Source organism: Bifidobacterium thermophilum (genome assembly GCF_002846655.1).
In the GTDB taxonomy this organism is placed as follows: Bacteria; Actinomycetota; Actinomycetes; order Actinomycetales; family Bifidobacteriaceae; genus Bifidobacterium; species Bifidobacterium thermophilum.
This window is the reverse complement of sequence record NZ_PCGX01000008.1, coordinates 383,949-403,019: the sequence shown is the minus strand read 5'-3', so window position 1 is coordinate 403,019 and position 19,071 is coordinate 383,949. Positions and strand designations below refer to the sequence as shown.

The window sequence follows — 19,071 nt, the reverse complement described above, 5'->3', positions numbered from 1 at the left end:
TGTATATCTGTTCTCCATATCAGTTACACACCAGCCTTGCCAAGGTGTGAGAAGCTCAGATCGTGAACTGGGCATACTGTCCGCCCGCCTGCGGGCTCATTCCGTCGGACGGGTCGCCCTGCGCGTAGGAGAATTCGTCGGATGCCAGCAAATCGGCGGGTTTCTTGTCGGGATGCTGGTAGAGGATATCCAACAGCTCAATGAAATCACGAATCACCTCGCGCGGCGTAATATGCGAATCCGCTCCAACCCGCTCATATTCCACGCGTATGAACATCGCGAGGTCGTCATCGCCCAATACCGGCTCATACCCGTAGAGCCGGGCGTGAATGTCGGCGAGCTTGCCTGCGAGCACAAGCATCTCCTCTGGGCCCAGCGGGTCGAGGTGAATGACCGGGGCCAACAGGTCACGCGACCCCTCCTTGGAGAATCGCCCGTCGGCGAGCCGGCTGCGCAGCGCCTCGTAGCTGTAGATGCCGCGATGCCGGTCCTCCACGCACTGCGGGGTGCCGCACATAATGATGCCCAAGTGATGCGCCTTGCCCTGCATGGTGTCGTTGTACATGGTGAGCATCTTCTCGTAGTTGTTCTGCCGACTGATGGCGTTCGGGATTTTGTAGATGTTGACCAGTTCATCAATCATGACAATCAGCCCGCGATAACCAGCCTTGACGAGGAAATCGGCAAACAACTTGAGATAGTCGTACCAGTTGTCGTCGCCGATGATGACGCCGACGCCAAGCTCGCCGCGCGCCTCGGTCTTGGTCGCGTATTCGCCGCGGAACCATTTGAGCACGCGTCCCACGGTCTCATCATCGCCTTGTTGGCTGGCATGGTAGTACATGGTCAGCAGGCGCGCGAAATCGAAGCCGTGGACCATATCCTGCATGGATGCGATGGTCTCGGCGATGGTTTGATCCACGCGGGCTGCGAATTCAGGGTCGTCAGGGCCGGGCATAGCACCGGTTTCGCCGGCGAGCGCCGTGGCGGTGTCAGTTTGTACGGTGGCGATCCACCGGTCGAGGATGAGCGGGAGTGCCCCGCCTTCCGGCCGTGTTTTGGTGGACATGTTGCGCATGAGTTCACGGTAGGTGGCCAGGCCTTGCCCTTTGGTGCCTTGCAGGCGGCGTTCCGGGGAGAGGTCGGCGTCGACGACGACGAAGCCGCGGTCCATGACGTGGGTGCGGACGGCTTGTAGGAGGAAGCTTTTGCCGCTGCCGTATCGGCCTTCGATGAAGCGGAATGCTGCTCCCCCGCCTTCGATGATGTCGACGTCGTGGAGGATCGCTTCGATTTCGCGGCGGCGGCCGACGGTGATGTAGGGCAGGCCGATGCGGGGTACGACGCCGCCTTTGAGGGAGTTGATGATGACTCCGGCGATGCGTTTGGGAACTTGTCGGCGTGGCGTAGTCTGCCCTGCTTCCGCACTGTCAGGGGTGTTGGCTGCCGATTCGGTATGGTCCATGTGCGCGTCCTTCACGTTGGTATGGTGGCGTGCGGCTAGCGTGCCAGCCATTGCCGCAGGTCGTCTTCGTAGTCTTCGATGATAACGGGCCGGTCGCCGTCGAATTCGATGACGGTGTCGCCGATCTCGTCCATCATACGTTCGTTGATCCGGTCTACCAGCATACTCAGGCTTTCGTGCCGGCGGCGTAGCTCGTCCTCGTATGGTTCGCCGTTGAGCAGTGAGCGAACAAGGAAGCGTTCGGGATCCGTGGTGTCGTCTTTCGGTACCGGCTTGTGCGCGGATGCGGGAGCCGGCGCGGGAGCCGGGGGCGTTGCCGGTTCGTCTGCTGGAGTCACGGCGGGAGCCGGTGTCGGTATGGACTCGGGAACGGGTACGGGCACAGGCGTTTTTTCGGTTGCCGGATGTTCCGCCTGTTCAGCCTGCTGCATTGCGGATGCCTGTTTTTCTGGCGGTTTCATGCGGTTTTCCGGTGTCGGTTCGGTCGGCGTGTCTTGGTCGTCGACGATGAGCGCGTCCCGGGTGAGGTCGGCGTCGTGGCGGATGCTGGCGAGCGCCTGCATGTCGATGGTGATATGTGGCCGGGCGGCTTCTTCGCGTTCGTGTTCAATGGTCTCGATTGTCCGGGTGATGACCGGTGTCAGGCTTGCGGCGAGACTGCCTGATGCGGGCGCTTTCATGGGGTGGCCGAAGTGGTGGTACAGGCGTAGTTGCCTGTCGATTTCGCGGGTGATGTCGCCGAATGTGCGATTTATGGAGCCGTTCAGGTTGTAGGCGTGCAGGTGCCAGCCGTCCTCGGGGGTCCACTGGTAGTAGCGGATGGGGTCGATGGTCACGGTTTGTGGTTCATGCCTGGTCAGGCGCATGAGCCCGTAGTCGGGCTGCGGCTGGTAGCGTTGCGTGTCAAGGTAGATCGCATCCCAAAACAGGGATGTGCTTTCTTGCGGCAGTGGGCCGAAGCAGGTGTCGGCGAGGCTGGAGGCGCGGGTTTTCAAGTGTTCGTCGATGGCGGCGCAGATGCGGCGCAGGGAGTAGAGCATGATGCCGGCGTGGCGTTTGACGAATGCCGAGGTGTCCAAGTGGTATCCGGACAGGTGCATTGCCGCATTGAGGTAGTCTTCGTCGCTGGCGGACTCGGGGTGCGTGACGGTGTCAATCATCTCGTCGTAGGCGATGACCGGCAAGGTGTCCTCGCTGATGCATTCGGTGAGGTTGCGGTCGATGAGGTAGTCGTGAATCCACATGTCGATGGTTTCCGCGTAGCGTCGGTCCTGCCAGGCGTAGCTGTGGGCGATGCGGGCGAGTTGGCGGAAGCCTTGGTCGGCGACGGGTTCGATGCCGCAGATGATTTCGTAGGCGCGGACTTTGGAGAACGCCATGCACGTGTCGTACCAGTCACGTTCGCGTGGCGTGGGGCCGGCGTCGCCGTCGATTCTGGACCGGTCAGGGTGGTCTGCCTGGTCGGTGCGGTCAAGGAACCGGGTGCGCCAGGCGAAGTATCCGCGCAGCTGGTGGTTGTCCATATCCCGGTAAGTGGGGTGCTGCCAGCGGAAGATGCCGTGCCAGTCGTAGTCGTCGCGGTAGTCGGCCACGGATGCGCCTTGCAGGTAGAAGTCGAGGGCGCGGCCGAGCGTCACGTCGCGGAAAGTGTAGTGGGCGCGGATGGCTCGCATGCGGCGCAGGCGGGCGGGCAGGATGCTTTGCCGGGAGTTACTTTGCCGTGCGGTAGTCGGGCGGGCCGGGCGCAGAGGGCGCACTGGGCGAGACGGGCGCGCGGCGAGGTCTGATTCCTCGGGCATGATGATGGGCTGGTCGCGGTACGGCCGTGGTATGGCTCGCCCCGCGGGCTGGTTCGGATGCACGGGCTGGGTTGCTTCGGATGCGATGGAGTCGTTGCTCCCGTAGACCGTTCCGGTATCTGCGGAATCGGGATACGGTTCGTAACCGCCGGGCTGGATGCTCGGACGGCGGTGAGTGTTGGCAGGCTGGCTACCGGCATCCTCGACACGCCCGAAAACGCCGGGCGCAACAGCCCTGTCCAATGCGGAAGCGCCCGATGCGGCGGGTTTTATGGGGATGGGCGTGTCAGTGTATACCGTGTCATGCATTCGCACCCGCGTCGAGGCGGCATCATCCGTCGAGATGGATTGCTGCGATGGGTCTTCCAGCGTCGCTATAGGGTTCATTTTCGTTTCGGGCGCAGAGAATCGGGTCGCTTGCACGTCGACATCTTCTGCGGGCAGGGATGCCATCGCGTAGGATGACGTCAGATAGTCGACCATGGTTGGCAGATCAACCGTCCCATCAAGTTTGATGAACATCCACGTGTCATGGTCGGCCTTGATGGTCGGCCCAAACCCCGGAAGGGTGAGCAACGACGCGATATGCGCAGGCTCGCAGCGCACGACGAGATCATGCCCGCCGATCAGCATGGCGTATCTCCTGCCGGTCGCCGGGTGGTCGAAAACCAGGCTTCCCGCTATACGCCCGCCCGGGCGGGGTTGAGTATGCAGCCTCTGTAGCGCAAACCGCGCAATCTCCTGCACGAAATCCCGTGTTCCGCCCGTTAATGCCATACCGCCGAGTCTAGCGTGGACGCCTCACCGTGTGGACGGGTGTTGTCGCAGCCGCATCGCAGCCGATACGATACCGGTATGAAAATCGCGCTGGCACAAATGGGCATGACCCGCAGCATCGAAGACAATCTCAAGACAAGCCTTGCGATGATCGCCGATGCCGCCGACAGCCATGCCGATATGGTCGTCTTCCCGGAAATCCAGTTCTCCCCGTTCTTCCCGCAATACCCGGCATCGTCTTCTCCCCTCGACGCGGGCGGGTACGCGATGCAGCTCGACGACCCTGCAATCGAAGCAATCCGCCGGGCATGCGCGGACAGGCGGATCATGGCATGCCCGAACGCGTATCTTGAGCAGCCCGACGGCCGCAGGATCGACACCACGCTCGTCATCGGCGCCGACGGCAGTCTGCTCGGCCGGCAAGGCATGGTGCATGTCGCGCAGGCGGAATGCTTCTACGAGCAGGATTATTACGCGCCGGATGATACGATCCGCGTCATCGACACGCCGTTCGGCACGATTGGCGTCTGCGTATGCTTCGACCGCCACTACCCCGAGACGATCCGCACGCTCGCCCTGCGCGGTGCCGACCTCGTGGTCATCCCCACGGCCAACACGAGCGCCGAACCTGAGGAGATGTTCCTTCAGGAGGTGCGCGTGCAGGCGTTCCAGAACAGTGTGAATATCGCGATGTGCAACCGTGTCGGCGTCGAGGGCGCAATGAGTTTCGACGGGCGCAGCGTCATCGTCGGGCCAGACGGCAAGGTGCTGGCGCTCGCCGGCGAGAAGCCTTGCCTGCTGACCGCCGATATCGATCTTGATGCAGCCAAGGCGATGCGGAACGACAAGCCGTACACAAGTCTGCGGCGGCCGGAACTGTACGCCTGAAAAGCCTGCACACGGTTGACGACGTTTGCGATTACCCCTGTATGAACGGCCCGAGACACGGCGCCTGTGAATGTCAGACCTGTTGCGCCAACACCCGGCTGCGCAAGTCCCGGATATCGCGTTCGATCTCGTGGATTGTGGCGATGAAAGTCGCGTCATCCTTGCCGGTCGGGTCCTCAAGCCCCCAGTCCTCACGCGAACGGGCGGGTAGCACCGGGCAGGCAACACCGCAACCCATGGTGACCATGACATCGATCGGCGGCAGCTGGTCGAGTGTCTTAGGATGCTGCCCGTTCGCCGGCATATCGATGCCGTACAGGCTGCGCATGAGTCGCACGGCGTCCGGGTTGATTTCGGATTTGATGCTGGTGCCGGCGGAACATGATTCGAACGCGTCTGCGGCGAGCGCCCTGCCCAACGCTTCGGCAATCTGGCTGCGGCAAGAGTTGTGGGTGCAGATGAATGCGACTTTGGGCAGTGTCATCGGTTCCTTGGCTTTCTGGCTTCTTGACAGAGGATGATTAATGATTAGCAATTAGCAATCGTGCGTGGTCTGTTGTGGTGGTGTCGGCGCTGTTTGATTGCGGTGCGCGCTGTTGCCGCCGGTTACCTGTCGGCCGGTCACGGGCAGGACCGCAGCTCAGAAGGTCAGGCGCATCTCATGCCAGGGCACTCCCCCGTGTGTGGATGTGGACATGCCTTCGTCTTGGAAACCGAAGGCCGCGTAGAACTGCACGAGCCGATCCTTGCAGGTGAGAACCACTCCGCGACGGCCTTGCTCGCGTGCGGTTTCAATCGCATGGCGCAACACGCGCCCCGCATAGCCGTGACGTCGGTAATCCGGGTGAGTGTCCACGCCGAAGATCATCTGCCATGCGCCTCGCGGATCGTGCATGCCGGCATCGTCGTACATCTTGTCGAGCAGATGCGGCTGGTCAGTGACCATGCCGTTGACGAAGCTCACGAGCTGTGTGCCGCCGTCAGGGCCGTGTTGGGCTTCCAACAGCCAGAAATGGTCGGGGAATACCGCGAGCCGGCTGCTGATCGACGCGCGACTGGCCGCTTCCGCCGGCGGAAAGCATGCCTGTTCAAGCCGGTCGAGAGCGTCAAGATCCTGCACGGTTGCCGTGCGGATCGGCAGCAGGGCGAACGATGGTGTCGGTGTGCTCATGCGGCCAATGGTATCGCGCCTTGGGGTCATGGCAGTCCCACTGTCATTTTCGTCTTGCGGCGAACCGCGAGACAGCCAAGCCCACCGCGATGAACGCGAGCGCGAACAATGCCATGAGACCGGTTGCGGCAGCCCACCTGCCGATGTCGGGCGTACCGGTCATCGCACTGCCTTGCCCGCCGAACGCTTCATACACGCCGTCCACGTACCACCAGCCGGGCAGTAGGCGTGCAAACGCTTGCAACGATGAGGGCATCAGCCATTGCGGCAGCCACGCGCCGGACAGGAACGCGGAGGCGAGCGTCACGGTGTTGACGATGCCGTTCATCGCGGCGGCGGAAACCCGACATTGGCCGATGAGGAACCCCAGTGCACTGACCGTCAAGGAGAATACGAACGTGCCGATAAGCGAGAACAACAATGGCCGCCACCCGATGCCGGCAAGGCCGCCCTGGCAGACTGCGGAGCAGGCGATGGCGACACCGATGCAGCACAGCCATACCACGGCTGATGCGCCGCAGCAGACGAGCAACACCTGTGCCCAGATGGCATGGCCGGGTTCGGCTGACACGCCGACCCTGCGCATGGTGGTCGGCTTGTTGAACGCGGTGATGATGACAATCACGATGAACGCGATGTTGAGCATCAGCGGGTAAAGCATGGTAGCGAGGGTCGCGGCGAAGACCCGGCCGCTCGGAGTGAGACTTCCTGTGGCTGACGAGCCATGCGCGTGGCTTGGGGCAGCAGCAGCCACTTGGACGGACTGGCCGCTTTCCGCGCGCGCCTTGGCCACGGTGGCGGCTGCTTGGGCGAGCGATGCGTCTTGGTCGGCAAGCATGGCTGATTTCAGTGATCCGAGGAACCCGTTGATTCGGATGGTGAGCATCCGCGCCGCCGCAGAACCGGTGGAATCAGTGCCGTTTCCTGAGCCCGCCAGGCTCAGCGCGGGCAGAGTGCCCTGCGTTCGTGCCGCCTTGGTGAACGATGCCGTATAGCCTTGCGGGACGATGACGATGACATCAACATAGTCGGTGGCGATCGCGTCTTGGATGGCCTGGGTACTGTCTTCGATGTCAACGATGTCCGCCGAGAACGAGAGATACGAACGCAATGCGGCGCCTGTGGCATGACCGCCGGCGCTGTCACGGTCAATAATCGCCAGGGATGCTGCGGGCGGCTCATAGGCGCTGGTCTGGTCGTCGCCGTCGGAGGCGAGTCCGATGCCGATACCGAGCATGGCGGCCATGACCCCGGTCGCCAGCAGGTAGACCAGTAGTTGGAACATGTTTGCGCGCAGAACCAGCCATGCTGCTTTACAGGTGTTCATAGCTCACCTTCTTCAGTTCGAATGCGGCTGCCCCCAGCGCAATCGCCGACATGGCGGCGAGCACTCCTACAGTGCGGGCGAACGGGGCGAGACTGTCGTAATACAGCAGGTCGTAAAACAGGTTGGTCACCTGTTTGGCGGGATTGAGGTATTGCAAACCCGGCACGGCGCGTTGCACACTGTCCGCGAAGGCCATGTTGCCGTACAGTCCGGTGAAAATCGACAGGACCAGGGAGAAAGCGACACTGATACCGCTTTTCGCACCGAGCGAGATGACCGGGATTGCACCGAGCGCCAGACCAAGACAATTGGCCATGCCGGAGCCGAGCGCGATGGCGAGGATCGCGAGCCCTTCCCTTCCCGGGAAAGACACGCCCAAGACCACGCGCATATACGCGTAGACGATAAGCATGCACAGGAAAGTCGCCAGCCATGAAGACAACAGGACCGCGCCGATGCGCGCGAGACGCGACAACGGGGATACGCTGACCCTCGCTCCCAAAGGCGAGAGATTGGCTTGCAGGGCGCTGAGCATGTTGCAGGTCATGGTCATGGCCATAAGGATGCTCATCGCGAGGATTGCGACATGGTAGCGCACCATGCCGTCGGCATGCCGGATGCCGGATGCCTGTCGGGTGATCTCTTCAAGGTTTGCTCCCGCCAGAGCGGCGATCCACGCGCTGTCCGTCAGTTTCGACGGGTCATTGGCGGCCGCCTGCTCGATTGCCTGTGTGACAATGCGCGAACGTTCGTTGTACTGTTCGACCAGCGTGCCGAGGGTGATCAGTGACCATGCCTGCCCGTCGGAGCCGCCAGACTTGGTCTGGGCGATATCCGTGGCGGCTCTCTGCGAGAGCGTGAGTCTCAAATCACCGGAATCCTGTATTGACAAGTAGGCGAGCACCTTGCCTTGACGCAGGAGCGTTGTGGCTTCGGCCACGTTTGCGGCGTCGATCCGCTTGAACAGTGCGATAGCGCTGTTCTTGCCGGTGACGGTCGATGAGCTCGAAGATGTTGACGATTCACTTGCTGACGCCGAGAACGCGTTGACGAACGTGTTCGCGCCACGGCTGGTGTTCCAAGCCGTGTCTGAGACCACGGCCACGGATGCCGGCTCGAGGGTGACGTCGCCGGACGCAATGGTACCGAATACGCCTTGGATGAGCGTGGCAAGGATGACAGGGAACGCAATCATCCAGAACAGGACGGCGGGTGTGCGCAGTGAGCTTTTCAGCTCCATGACGAAGGTATGCCACATGACGATCCCCCTTAGTCGCGCAACGCTGTGCCAGTCAGCTCAAGGAACACATCGTTGAGTGTCGGCGGCTGTGAGGTGACGCGCCCGGGACGGATGTTCCCACGCCGCAGCACGTCAAGCACGTCGACCAGATTGTGTTCGCCATGCTTGCAACGGATGTCCAGCGTATCGCTACTCGCTTTCACTTCGAGGACGAACGGAAGGTTACGGATCCCTGCTGGCACGCTCCCGCCCAGGCCAGCGGCCTCGATGGTTATGCGCTCGCCGGTGTCGATCTGGGCTTTGAGCTCGTCCGCAGTACCGAGCGCCAAATGCCGGCCGTGGTCCATAATCAGGATGCGGTCGCAGATCAGTTCGACCTCCTCCATGTAGTGGCTGGTGTAAACGACAGTCGCGCCCTCGCGGTTGAGGCGTTTGATGCCTTCGAGAATCGCGTTGCGGCTTTGCGGGTCTACGGCCACGGTCGGCTCGTCGAAGAAGATGAGTTCCGGCCGGTGGGCAATCCCACAGGCGATGTTGAGCCGGCGAAGCAGACCTCCAGAGAGTTTCTTCGGCCGGTAGCGCCTGAATTCCGTGAGCCCGACGAACCCTATCGCCTCCTTAACCAGCTGCTTGCGACGCTTGCGGTCCTTGACATACAGGGAGCAGAAGTAATCGATGTTCTCCTCGACGCTCAGCTCGTCGAATACGGCGACCTCCTGAGGCACAATGCCAATCCGTCGGCGTAGCTCATATGCGGACGGGGTCATCTGCTCGCCCAGCACACGGATGTCGCCCGCCTCGAAATCCAGCAATCCCAGAATGCAGCTGATCGCCGTGGTCTTGCCTGAGCCGTTCGGTCCGAGCAGACCGAAAATCTCGCCACGGCGCACCTGAAGGTCGAAACCGTCAAGCGCGAGCATGTCCCCGTAGCGTTTGACCAAGTGCCTGACGTTCAAGGCGGTGTCGTTCGTATCGTTCATGATTTCATTGTGTCATGCCGACACACCGAACACGGGAAATTAGGCGAGGGTTCGCGAGCCTGTCAGTTGCCGTCCATATCAAGGAAGACGATGGTGGCAGCCGACGCGTACGCGCCGGACGAAAGGAAGCAGCATGGCACGGATCTGCGACGAAATCGACGACGAGAACGGCAGCGGGAACGCATTCCCCATGGAATTGCTCACCCAGGGCGCCGACCTTGCGGCCGTCGGACTGCTCGGCTGCCTGCTGGTACGCGACTGGCCCGACGGCACCCATAGCGCTGTCCGCATCGTGGAAACGGAGGCCTACGACCAGAACGACCCGGCAAGCCACACCTATCACGGGCGTAGCGAACGCAACCGCGCGATGTTCGGCCCGGCCGGCCACGCCTACGTGTATTTCACGTACGGCATGCACTACTGCGTCAACGTGACCGCCGGCGCGGACGGCTTCGGATGCGGCGTGCTCATCCGCGCAGGCGAACCGATCGAAGGCGTCGAACATATGACGCAACTACGTGGCGGACGCACGGGCGCCCAACTGACCAACGGGCCGGCAAAACTCTGTCAGGCGCTCGCCATTGACAAATCCTTGTACGGCCATGATTTGCGCATGCCACCGCTGCGGCTGGTACGGGCGTCGCTCAGGGAAGGCGAGCGGATTGGCTGCACGCCCCGCATCGGTATCAGCAAGGCGGCGGACCGGCCAAGACGCCTGATTATCATGGGCAATCCGTATGTGTCGAAAAGCCCGTTGAACGCGAAAGCCGTGCCGCTGGACGCTGCCGGGCCGATGCATGGGACACAAGCGAAAGGGACACAAGCAATGCAGACAAGGCAAACGGTTGCAGACGACAAAGGCCGCAACGGCGACAACGGCGACAGCGACGGCAACACCAGCTGCGATGTGAGAATCCGCCGTGTATACGAGGAACCGTCCGCGGACGACGGGCTGCGCGTGCTGGTCGACCGGCTGTGGCCGCGCGGCAGGTCCAAGCAAAGCGCACACGTGGACGTGTGGATCAAGGATATCGCCCCGTCCAAGGAGCTGCGCACATGGTTCGGGCATATCCCCGAACGGTTCGACGAGTTCGCCTCCCGCTACCGCGAAGAGTTGGACGCCAACCCGGAAGCGGTCAGCCGCCTGCGCGAGCTCATCGCCGATCATCCCCGCGTCACGCTCCTGTATGGCGCAAAAGACAACGAGCACAACAACGCGGTCGTCCTGCGCGATTACCTTCGCGATCAGCCGATATCACCGTCGCCGTTACCGAAGGACGGGGATTAGCCCACCTGCATATTCGGGTATCGCGAGTGCATGAACGTATCGTTGAACACGCGGTCCACCCAATGGCAGTACGGGTTGTCGAAGTAGACGCCGTGCGCGCGCTGCCCATAGCGGATAATCGCGGGCACCATGAGCGACAAATCGACCAACATAATCACGGCGAGCGCCACCGCGATACTGCACCGTGCACGCCCGGGGATGCGGTGGACGAGCCTGAGGACCGGCGGGAACAGCCAGCACATGCAGGCCATGCACAGCAATCCCCATACCAGCATGTAGGGGACGGTCGTACGGCCGCCGATGTTGAGGAATTTGCCGGAATAGTCCCATGAGCGCGTGCCCAGCAGATACTGCTGGATCAGGCTCAAGGTGAATTCCACGGCCCCGCCGAGCAGCGACCCGTAGACGATGTACTGCCATGGCCGGTCGGCACGTCGCAGGGCGAGGAACATGATGACCGCGCCCAGCCCGTACACCCAGTTGACAGTCGTGATGATCGACCCGCTGCGGTTCTCGAACACGCCGTGGGTCAGGCCGATGAGCGCTTCCTCGTATACCGTGCCGACCGTGCCGGCGATGGCGAACAGGTAGACCATGTCGTAGGCGTCCCAACGTGGCATGGCCCTCGGTTTGCTCAGCCAGTCGATGCAGGCATGGGTTCGTCGGCTTACCGTCTGGGCGATATCCTTCATGGCCGCTCCTTTCGACCTCACCACTGTAGTCCGACATCGCATGGCGGTCGACGCAGGACACTCCGGCAGGGCGGAGGCGTTCAGTCCCGGCGTATCGCCCGATGCCACAGCCCCGGACGCCGGGGAGGTTGCGCTTCTTGGGCAGGTGTGCGGCGACGCAGCTTGATTGGTTTGAGTGGACAGCCTGCGCATAGCGGGGAATCCGGGTCCGGGTCGCAGCCGCCGGTGGCGCAGCCGTGCGAGCCGCGCCATGTGACCAAATCGATCGCACCTTCAGCTTCCAGGCTTTCGGCGACCTGCCGCACGAAATCCACCGGCATACCGAGCACGCGAGCACACGCGGCGATATCAAGCCCCTGCCGAATCATCACCGCAACCCTGCCGCGGACACCGGTAGGCATGCGGCGAACGGTGTGTTTGGCGGTTTCCGCGGCAGTATCCATACCAGCACTCATTCACATCACCAGCCTGAGCAGTTGGAATGCGACCACCGCAAGCACGTACGCTACCGCCAGCCCCAGCGCGACGCTGCCGGCAGCGACACGCCCGCCGTACTGGCGTTTCAATTCGGCCACCGTCGCCAAACATGGCGTGTAGGCGAGCACGAACAACAGGAACGCGATCGCCGCAGCGCGCCCATGCCCGCCCGAAGCTTCATCGAAGGATTCGCGCAGCTTGCTGCCGAGCGCACCCTGCCCCTGCTGCTGTTCTGACTGGTCGTCCGTGCCGGAGATGCTGTAGGACTGGGACATCGAGCCAACCACTACCTCCTTGGCGACGAACCCGGTGAGCAAGGCGGCCGAGGCATGCCAGTCGTCGAATCCGGCGGGCGCGAACACGGGCGCCACCGCGTCGGCGACCACACCGTAGGCCGAATCATGCACATCCTCGACGTTTCCGAAGCTCCCCGCACCCGCCGTAGCCGGAACGGAGGCGAGCAGCCATAGCACAATGATCACGCTGATGATGATCGAGCTTGCCCCACGCAGGAAGCCCCACAGCCGGATGAGCACGGACCGGACCAGCGCCACGGCTTTCGGCCACTGGTAGGGCGGCAGCACCATGGCAAACGGTTCAGGCTTCAAATCGCGGAACACAGTGTGACGCAACAGCACGCCAATCGCCAGAATCAGCACAATCGAGATGACATACATCAGGAAGACGACCAAGCCCGCCGTGGAGCGGAAGAACGCGTACGCGAGCACGAGATACACGGATAGTCGCGCAGAACATGAGGCGAACGGTATCAGCATGCCGACCATAACGCGCTGCCGTGAATCAGTGAGCGTACGGGTGGCCGCAAGTCCCGGCAGATTGCAGCCGAAACCGACGACAATCGGCAGGAACGCACGCCCGTCAAGCCCCAGGGCACGCATCAGACGGTCCATGACGAACGCGGCGCGCGCCAAATACCCGCAATCCTCCAGCAGAGACAGCATGATGAACATGATGCCCATCGGCGGGATGAACGTAGCCACGGTGATGACGCCATCAAGCAGACCGTCCACAATCAGCCCGTGCACCCAACCGCTCGTGGCACCCGGACCAAACAACGACATAACCGCGTCAATCCCGTCGGTCAGCCACCCGCGCACAGTCACATCGAACCAGTCCTGCATCGGGCCGGCGAGCGTTGTGGTCGCCTGGAACACCAGATACATGACCGCAAGGAACACCGGCACACCCAGCCACGGGTTAAGCAGGACGCGGTCGATACGGTCGGACACCGTCTCCCGCCCGGCATGGTCCAGACCGAGCCGGTGGATGATGCCGGCAGCCCAGTCGAAGCGGCGGTCGGCGCCCTCACGAACCATGGTTGCAAGCTCTTCGTCATTGCCGGCGTGCATCAGTTGCAAACCGTGCGGAAGCGGGGTGCCGTCGAAACTGCCGGCGACCGTGCTCATAAGCGTATCTGTTCCCTCGCCGGTACGCGGGTCAATCGCAATCACCGGCACGCCGTCAAGCGCCTGTGACAACGTTTGCGGATTGATATCGTCGCCTTGGCGGCGGGCCAGGTCGTTCATCGACAGCGCGACGACGACGGGCCTGCCCAGTTCGAGCACGCCCGCGAGGAAGTACAGGGACCGGACGAGATTAGTGGCGTCCAGCACGGCCACCAGCGCATCAGGCGTCGGCATGCCGTCAATCCCGGCGGCGGCCTGCGCGGCAACCCGTTCGTCCGGCGACTGCGGGAGCAGCGAGTAGGTGCCGGGCGTGTCGATGATGTCCCAGATGCCCGCGGACGATTCGGGAATGCCTGGTTTGCCGGTCATGTCAAGCCGCCCGCGCTCGACAAGCACCGTGGTGCCCGGCGCGTTCATCACACGCGCGCCAGCACCCAGCAGCGCGTTGAACAGTGTGGATTTGCCGACGTTGGGGTTGCCGACGAAGACCACGCGTCGTGCGGTTTCGCCGGTCAACGTATGCCCGCCGCCGGAACCATGGTGGCAGTCCGCATCCGCGTCGGCATTAGGCGCGCGGCCGAATCGAATGGCGTTAAACAGCCGTTCCAGCCTTCCTCGGACGGTCGGAGACGGCATCGACATGATGTCGTCGTGTCCGCCGTGCTGCCCGTCAGGCTGCCCGCCGTGCTGGGAATGTCCACAATGCCCGCAATGCCCGTTATGCCCGTCGGGCCCAGTATCCCAGGTATGAGCAGGTTTGGATTCGCCGTCGCCATGCCCGCAACACGCGGCGCATCCGGCGGTATTCGTCGATTCTTCAGACTTGATATCCGCGCTCATGATTGTTCTCCATGCGTGTTGGGTTCCGCTGGCCGGACGGTGATGGATTGGGCGGTGGCCGCATCGACAGCGATTCTGCCCGTGCCGATGGCGATGACACGTCCTCCGAAATTCGACCGCTGGGTGACACGCACCAAGCCGCCCGCCCTGATGCCGAGTTCCAGCATGCGCAACACATGCCGTTCATCCATGCGCACGCCGGTGACCCGCATATCCTGCCCCACCGGGCATTCTTCCAACGTCCACTCGCGTGCGGCATCGAAGCCAATGCCAGAGCCTGTGCCGTTACCGGGCTGGGAGCCGTTTCCACCGCCGGGTTCACCATCGGAATCGAAACCGGTACGATGTGCCGGTTTTCCCGCATGTGAAGCTGCTGCCGGGTCATGTGGGTGTGGGCTGTGTGTGCCTGGTTCTCGTTTCATCACGTACCGACAATAACCGGCATGACACCGATTGCACAAGACTTTTTAGGAAAATAGCGTATTTTTACGTTCGCCCCTTTTCTGCGAAAACCACCGATGCCACCTACTGCCGGCGCCCATCCGCCCCCGGCACCGTCCACCCCCGGTGCGTAGAGTATGACCGTCTTCCGCGCTGAATGAGGTGACGCACCACGCCCCATGGGATCGGCGACGAAAACATGCCCCACTCGCAGCGCCCAATGCTAACGCAGCGCCCAAAGCGCCAGTAGCACCGCCGACAACGTCTGCACCCGCGCAAACCGCGCCTCCTGCAAACCCGATACCGGCCGGCACGCGCGAGCAGGCAAGCCGCCGCACAACAGACGACACATGACAGCGCATAGCAACGTATCGGTCCGGACACGGCTCACGACCTGTGACGGCAACCGACGATGCACGACGGCAAACGACGACAACGCCACGACAAGGAGCACGATGCCCGAAAGCACACAGCAACAACCGAAACCCGCAGACAGCACGGAGCATAACCCCGACCTGCGCCCCGCAAACCGCGACACAGCCGACTCCCCCGTCCCTTGGCGCACGCGCGCGGCCATCGCGTCCATCGGCATGCTCTCCTTCGTCGGGATTCTCATCGAAACCTCGATGACCGTGGACTTCCCGGTGCTCATCCGCAGCATGCATGTACCGCTGACCACCGTGCAATGGCTCGCCACCGGGTATCTGCTGCTGGTGACTATCGTCATGGGCAGCACCGCATACTTGCTCAAACGGTTCAATCCCCGCGCACTGTTCTTCTTCGCGCTCGCCACGAGTATCATCGGCTCGCTCATCTGCCTGGTTGCCCCCGGATTCGCCCTGCTGCTGTTCGGGCGCATGCTCCAGGCAATCGCCACAGGCATCGCCACACCCCTGATGTTCCAGACGATTTTCACCCAAGTACCCGTACGCAAGCTCGGCGTGTACACCGGCTTCGCCGCCGTGATCATCTCCTTGGCACCGGCGCTCGGACCCTCGTATGGCGGCATTATGACCAGCGTATGGTCTTGGCGCGCGATTTTCGTAGGCGTCCTCCCCCTGTTCGTATGCATCGGCATCGCCGGCTCGTTCACCATCCACGGTACGGCGCCGGGTGTTGACGGCCAACGCTTTGACATCATCGGGCTCACGGTCTTGTCCTGCGTGTTCTTGGGATTGCTTGTCGCAGTCAACGAGGCCGGACGGGGCGGCTGGCTGTCCCCGCGGTTCTGGATCGGCCTGCTCATCGTGCTGGCATTGATAGCCGTCATGGTGTGGCATGCCCGTCATGGCGCGCGCAGGCTGTTCGATTATTCGATTCTGGACAACCGGATGGTGAGACTGCGTCTGTTCTCATATTTCGGCATGCAGTTCATCAATATCGGCATTTCGATTGTGTTCCCGCTTTACGTGCAGGACGTACTCGGCGATTCCGCGATGACAGTGGGTCTTATGCTGCTGCCGGGTTCGCTGATCGGTTCGTTTGCCGCACCCTTCGCCGGACAGGCCTACGACCGTTCCGGTTTGCGCCGGCCGATCACCGTCAGCATCACGCTCATGGTACTGGCGTTGGGATTGCTCACGGGGTTCGCCGAATCGCTGACCGTTGTGCTGACCGGCATCTTCTATACGCTGCTCAGAATCGGTTTCAATATCGGATTCGGCATCACGATGTCCGACGCAAGTAAATATGTCGCACCTCGGCAAAAATCCGACCAGAACTCCTTGTTCTCGATGATGCAGCAGTTCGCCGGGTCACTCGGCACCGCAGTCATGAGTGCGGTGATTGCCGCGCAGACCCTGCACATGCCTGTAAGTTCTGCGACCGTGAGTGGCAGCCGTATCGATTTCATCATCCTGCTGGTGTTGGCGCTGGCTGTTGGTGCTTGTGTCGCCATCTCCTTCCGCGTGCGGAGGGAAGCGTAAGCAGGCGGATACAACAGCGACCGGGCCAAAACCGCTGCCCCGTCGGCTCCTGCCTGCATGCACCGGACTGATACAACGGAATACCGCACGCACGCACCGCCATCTGCGGTATCTGTAGTACCTGCTCAAAGCTATCTCGTCTATTTGTGTGCGTCATCACCCGATACCACGAGTAGCATCGTTGATATTCCGCGGCCGATACTTGCGATATCGACTTTCACGAACACGGATAGAGCAGATGCGCTCCGGGAGGTACTACAGAAAGGCGAGATGCACGCCGGAAGTACCCATCACTCACCAACCACCGCGGCCCCCGTCACTCACCTACGCGTGTACCTGCCACAGCTGGGTGACCGCCTCACGCAGGAACGGCATGTCGTGACTGACGACGATAACCGCCCCACGATACGTGGCAAGCGCCCGGGCGAGTGCCTGCCTGGAGTGCAGGTCGAGGTGGTTGGTCGGCTCGTCCATGATGATCAGATGCGGGTGGCGCGTGACGCCGAGGCACAGGAGCAGTTTTCGCAGTTCACCCGGCGAGGGTTCGCTGGAGGCGGCGAGGATGCGGTCGGGGTCTGCGTTGAGCTGGGCCATGGCTGAGAGCACGTCGCCACGGTCGGAGGGGCTCAGTTGCGCCAGCTGGTCGAGCGCAGCGTGCGCGTCGTCGCTTGTGGTGTTCTGCGCGATGACGAGCCGCGGCACGTCGAATGGCTGCGTGTCGAGTCGTGCGAGCAACGCGTTGAGGATGGTTGTTTTGCCGGCGCCGTTCGGTCCGATGATGCCGATATGGTCGTTCGGCCCGACGCTGAGCACCGGTATGCGCACACCGTCCGGGGTGTGCCAGGCGTGTGCGGTCACGGGGATATCCGATGCCGCTCCTGTTGTACCCGCCGATTGCGCTATATCAATCGGTTTCCCTGATTTCCCAACTTCCGCCGTATTACTGCTCTCGCCGCCCGCACCAGCAACAGGGTCGTCAGATTGCGCCGGAACTTGCACTGCCGATGCCCCGAACGGAATAACACCCGCATCTAGGCGGACGAGTTCCGTCGCATGGCTGGGTTCGATGCCGGCGAATGCGGCCAGATCCCCGTCGTAGCGTTTCGCGGCGACCGTAATGGAGTCCGCAGCCTGCCGTGCGGCCTCAACCCGGGCGTCGAGGCGCGCCTGCGCTGAGCCGGCGGAGCCGTCGACACTGGTCATTTTGGCGAGTTTGGCGGCGTTGCGCGCGTCATGGTCTTTGCGGTAGATGGTTCGGTTCGCCCGCCATGATGTCGCGGCGAGTGCCGCATCATGCCGGCGTGATGCGCTTTCGCGTTGCAATCGCGCGGCTTCTTTGCTTGCCTGATCGAGGGCGTGACGCTCCCCTGCCTGTTGGGCGGTCGCGTCGGCGAGCGCAGCCGTGTAGTTGCCGGGACGCATGGTGACTACGGTGATGTTGCTGTGCCCGACGTGACGGCGTTCGAAGCAGGCACATCGCATGGCGACTTGGTCGATGAGTTCGATGTCATGGCTGACGACGATGCCGACGCGTCCCCGGCGGGGTGCGGGCAATGTGGCGTTTTCTTTACCGTTGCTCTCTTCGTGATGCTGCCCGTTCGCGGTGGGCATGGCGGTGGTTGCCAGGGCATGGCGTTGTCCGGTGAAGTCGAGCATGGCTTGGGCGATGGCGTTCCGGGTCGGAGCGTCAACGTGGTTGGTCGGTTCGTCGAGAATCAGGACGTCGGGGTGCGCTGCAAGCGCGCACGCGATTTGCAACCGTTTGCGTTCCCCGCCTGAGAGCGTGTCGTACCGGTACGGCCAGTCGTCCGCGATGCCGAGCGTGTCGCGTATCGCTATGGTTTCCGGGCTCCAGTCGGCGGAGAAATCATCCAAGTTGTCAGGCACGGCTGCGACATCCTGCGGGCAGAACGCGATGACCGCGTCCGATGGGCTGACTTGCCCGCGTTCCGGAGTGAGCTTGCCTTGTGCGATGTGCATGAGCGTGGATTTGCCGATGCCGTTGTCGCCGAGCACGGCGGTCCAGCCGGGTGCGAACGTGACAGTAACGTCTTCGAAAATCGGTTCCGGCGCCCCGGGGTATGTGTAGGTGATATGTGACAGATTCAATGCGGTGATAGACATGCTGTGGTCGATACTAACAGAGACGGTGGACGGGGCATCGGCCTGGCGTGCGATGCAGCAGTCGCAACACAGCGAGATTGCGACCGGAAACTGTACCTAGGGGCGTTAGCAGCCCGCCATGCGACTCCACAGTCGCAACGCTACGAGAGAATATGCAGTATGACCGTACTATTGGGCACTATCTTGTCGCCGTGCGACACCACACTCACA

Annotated in this window: 15 protein-coding genes and 1 pseudogene; 4 read left to right on the top strand and 12 right to left on the bottom strand. The window is 62.4% G+C overall.

Going from position 1 to position 19,071, the window contains the following annotated elements:
* Positions 1-55: 55 nt before the first annotated feature.
* Positions 56-1,465, bottom strand: a complete 1,410-nt coding sequence (locus CQR48_RS04330) for an ATP-binding protein (RefSeq protein WP_218971682.1) — start codon at positions 1,463-1,465, stop codon at positions 56-58.
* 35 nt (positions 1,466-1,500) lie between these two features.
* On the bottom strand, positions 1,501-4,041 hold the full coding sequence (locus tag CQR48_RS04325; protein ID WP_143252478.1) for a TerB N-terminal domain-containing protein: 2,541 nt from the start codon (positions 4,039-4,041) through the stop codon (positions 1,501-1,503).
* A gap of 78 nt (positions 4,042-4,119) precedes the next feature.
* Between CQR48_RS04325 and CQR48_RS04320 the strand changes: the two genes are divergently transcribed.
* Positions 4,120-4,929, top strand: a complete 810-nt coding sequence (locus tag CQR48_RS04320) for a carbon-nitrogen hydrolase family protein (protein WP_101452215.1) — start codon at positions 4,120-4,122, stop codon at positions 4,927-4,929.
* Between the two features lie 73 nt (positions 4,930-5,002).
* On the opposite strand, the gene CQR48_RS04315 is transcribed toward CQR48_RS04320, so the two are convergent.
* The 5 genes from CQR48_RS04315 to CQR48_RS04295 form a co-directional block, all read right to left on the bottom strand.
* Positions 5,003-5,413, bottom strand: a complete 411-nt coding sequence (locus CQR48_RS04315) for an arsenate reductase ArsC (protein WP_101452113.1) — start codon at positions 5,411-5,413, stop codon at positions 5,003-5,005.
* A gap of 156 nt (positions 5,414-5,569) precedes the next feature.
* Positions 5,570-6,100 (bottom strand): GNAT family N-acetyltransferase, encoded by a 531-nt coding sequence (locus CQR48_RS04310; protein WP_218971681.1) that lies wholly within the window; start codon positions 6,098-6,100, stop codon positions 5,570-5,572.
* Between the two features lie 43 nt (positions 6,101-6,143).
* Complete coding sequence (locus CQR48_RS04305) at positions 6,144-7,427, bottom strand: ABC transporter permease (protein WP_101452112.1); 1,284 nt, start codon at positions 7,425-7,427, stop codon at positions 6,144-6,146.
* A complete protein-coding gene (locus CQR48_RS04300) occupies positions 7,414-8,685 on the bottom strand; it encodes an ABC transporter permease (RefSeq protein ID WP_101452111.1) in 1,272 nt (423 codons plus the stop codon). Before CQR48_RS04300 ends, CQR48_RS04305 begins: the two co-directional genes overlap by 14 nt.
* A gap of 11 nt (positions 8,686-8,696) precedes the next feature.
* The gene (locus CQR48_RS04295) at positions 8,697-9,647 is read right to left on the bottom strand and encodes an ABC transporter ATP-binding protein (protein ID WP_101452110.1); all 951 of its coding nucleotides are present in this window, start codon (positions 9,645-9,647) and stop codon (positions 8,697-8,699) included.
* 133 nt (positions 9,648-9,780) lie between these two features.
* On the opposite strand from CQR48_RS04295, the pseudogene CQR48_RS04290 reads away from it, so the two are divergent.
* A pseudogene (locus tag CQR48_RS04290) lies at positions 9,781-10,386 on the top strand (DNA-3-methyladenine glycosylase); the annotation flags it as partial.
* Positions 10,387-10,554: 168 nt separating this feature from the next.
* Complete coding sequence (locus CQR48_RS04285; RefSeq protein WP_244898945.1) at positions 10,555-10,935, top strand: DUF488 domain-containing protein; 381 nt, start codon at positions 10,555-10,557, stop codon at positions 10,933-10,935.
* Here the strand turns inward: CQR48_RS04285 and CQR48_RS04280 are convergent.
* From CQR48_RS04280 to CQR48_RS09320, 4 genes are all read right to left on the bottom strand, one after another.
* Positions 10,932-11,627, bottom strand: coding sequence for a putative ABC transporter permease (locus CQR48_RS04280; protein ID WP_180334549.1), 696 nt, complete (start codon positions 11,625-11,627; stop codon positions 10,932-10,934). The genes CQR48_RS04285 and CQR48_RS04280 overlap by 4 nt on opposite strands.
* An 80-nt stretch (positions 11,628-11,707) precedes the next feature.
* The gene (locus CQR48_RS09130) at positions 11,708-12,070 is read right to left on the bottom strand and encodes a hypothetical protein (protein ID WP_180335114.1); all 363 of its coding nucleotides are present in this window, start codon (positions 12,068-12,070) and stop codon (positions 11,708-11,710) included.
* A 12-nt stretch (positions 12,071-12,082) separates the two neighbouring features.
* The gene (gene feoB / locus CQR48_RS04275) at positions 12,083-14,371 is read right to left on the bottom strand and encodes a ferrous iron transport protein B (RefSeq protein WP_101452108.1); all 2,289 of its coding nucleotides are present in this window, start codon (positions 14,369-14,371) and stop codon (positions 12,083-12,085) included.
* On the bottom strand, positions 14,368-14,793 hold the full coding sequence (locus tag CQR48_RS09320) for a ferrous iron transport protein A (RefSeq protein WP_238551918.1): 426 nt from the start codon (positions 14,791-14,793) through the stop codon (positions 14,368-14,370). Before CQR48_RS09320 ends, feoB begins: the two co-directional genes overlap by 4 nt.
* A 474-nt stretch (positions 14,794-15,267) precedes the next feature.
* Here CQR48_RS09320 and CQR48_RS04265 point away from each other — a divergent pair, with 474 nt between their 5' ends.
* A complete protein-coding gene (locus tag CQR48_RS04265; protein WP_101452107.1) occupies positions 15,268-16,737 on the top strand; it encodes an MFS transporter in 1,470 nt (489 codons plus the stop codon).
* A 324-nt stretch (positions 16,738-17,061) separates the two neighbouring features.
* Here CQR48_RS04265 and CQR48_RS04260 read toward each other — a convergent pair whose 3' ends face one another.
* The gene (locus CQR48_RS04260; RefSeq protein WP_101452106.1) at positions 17,062-18,861 is read right to left on the bottom strand and encodes an ATP-binding cassette domain-containing protein; all 1,800 of its coding nucleotides are present in this window, start codon (positions 18,859-18,861) and stop codon (positions 17,062-17,064) included.
* Between the last annotated feature and the right edge of the window lie 210 nt (positions 18,862-19,071).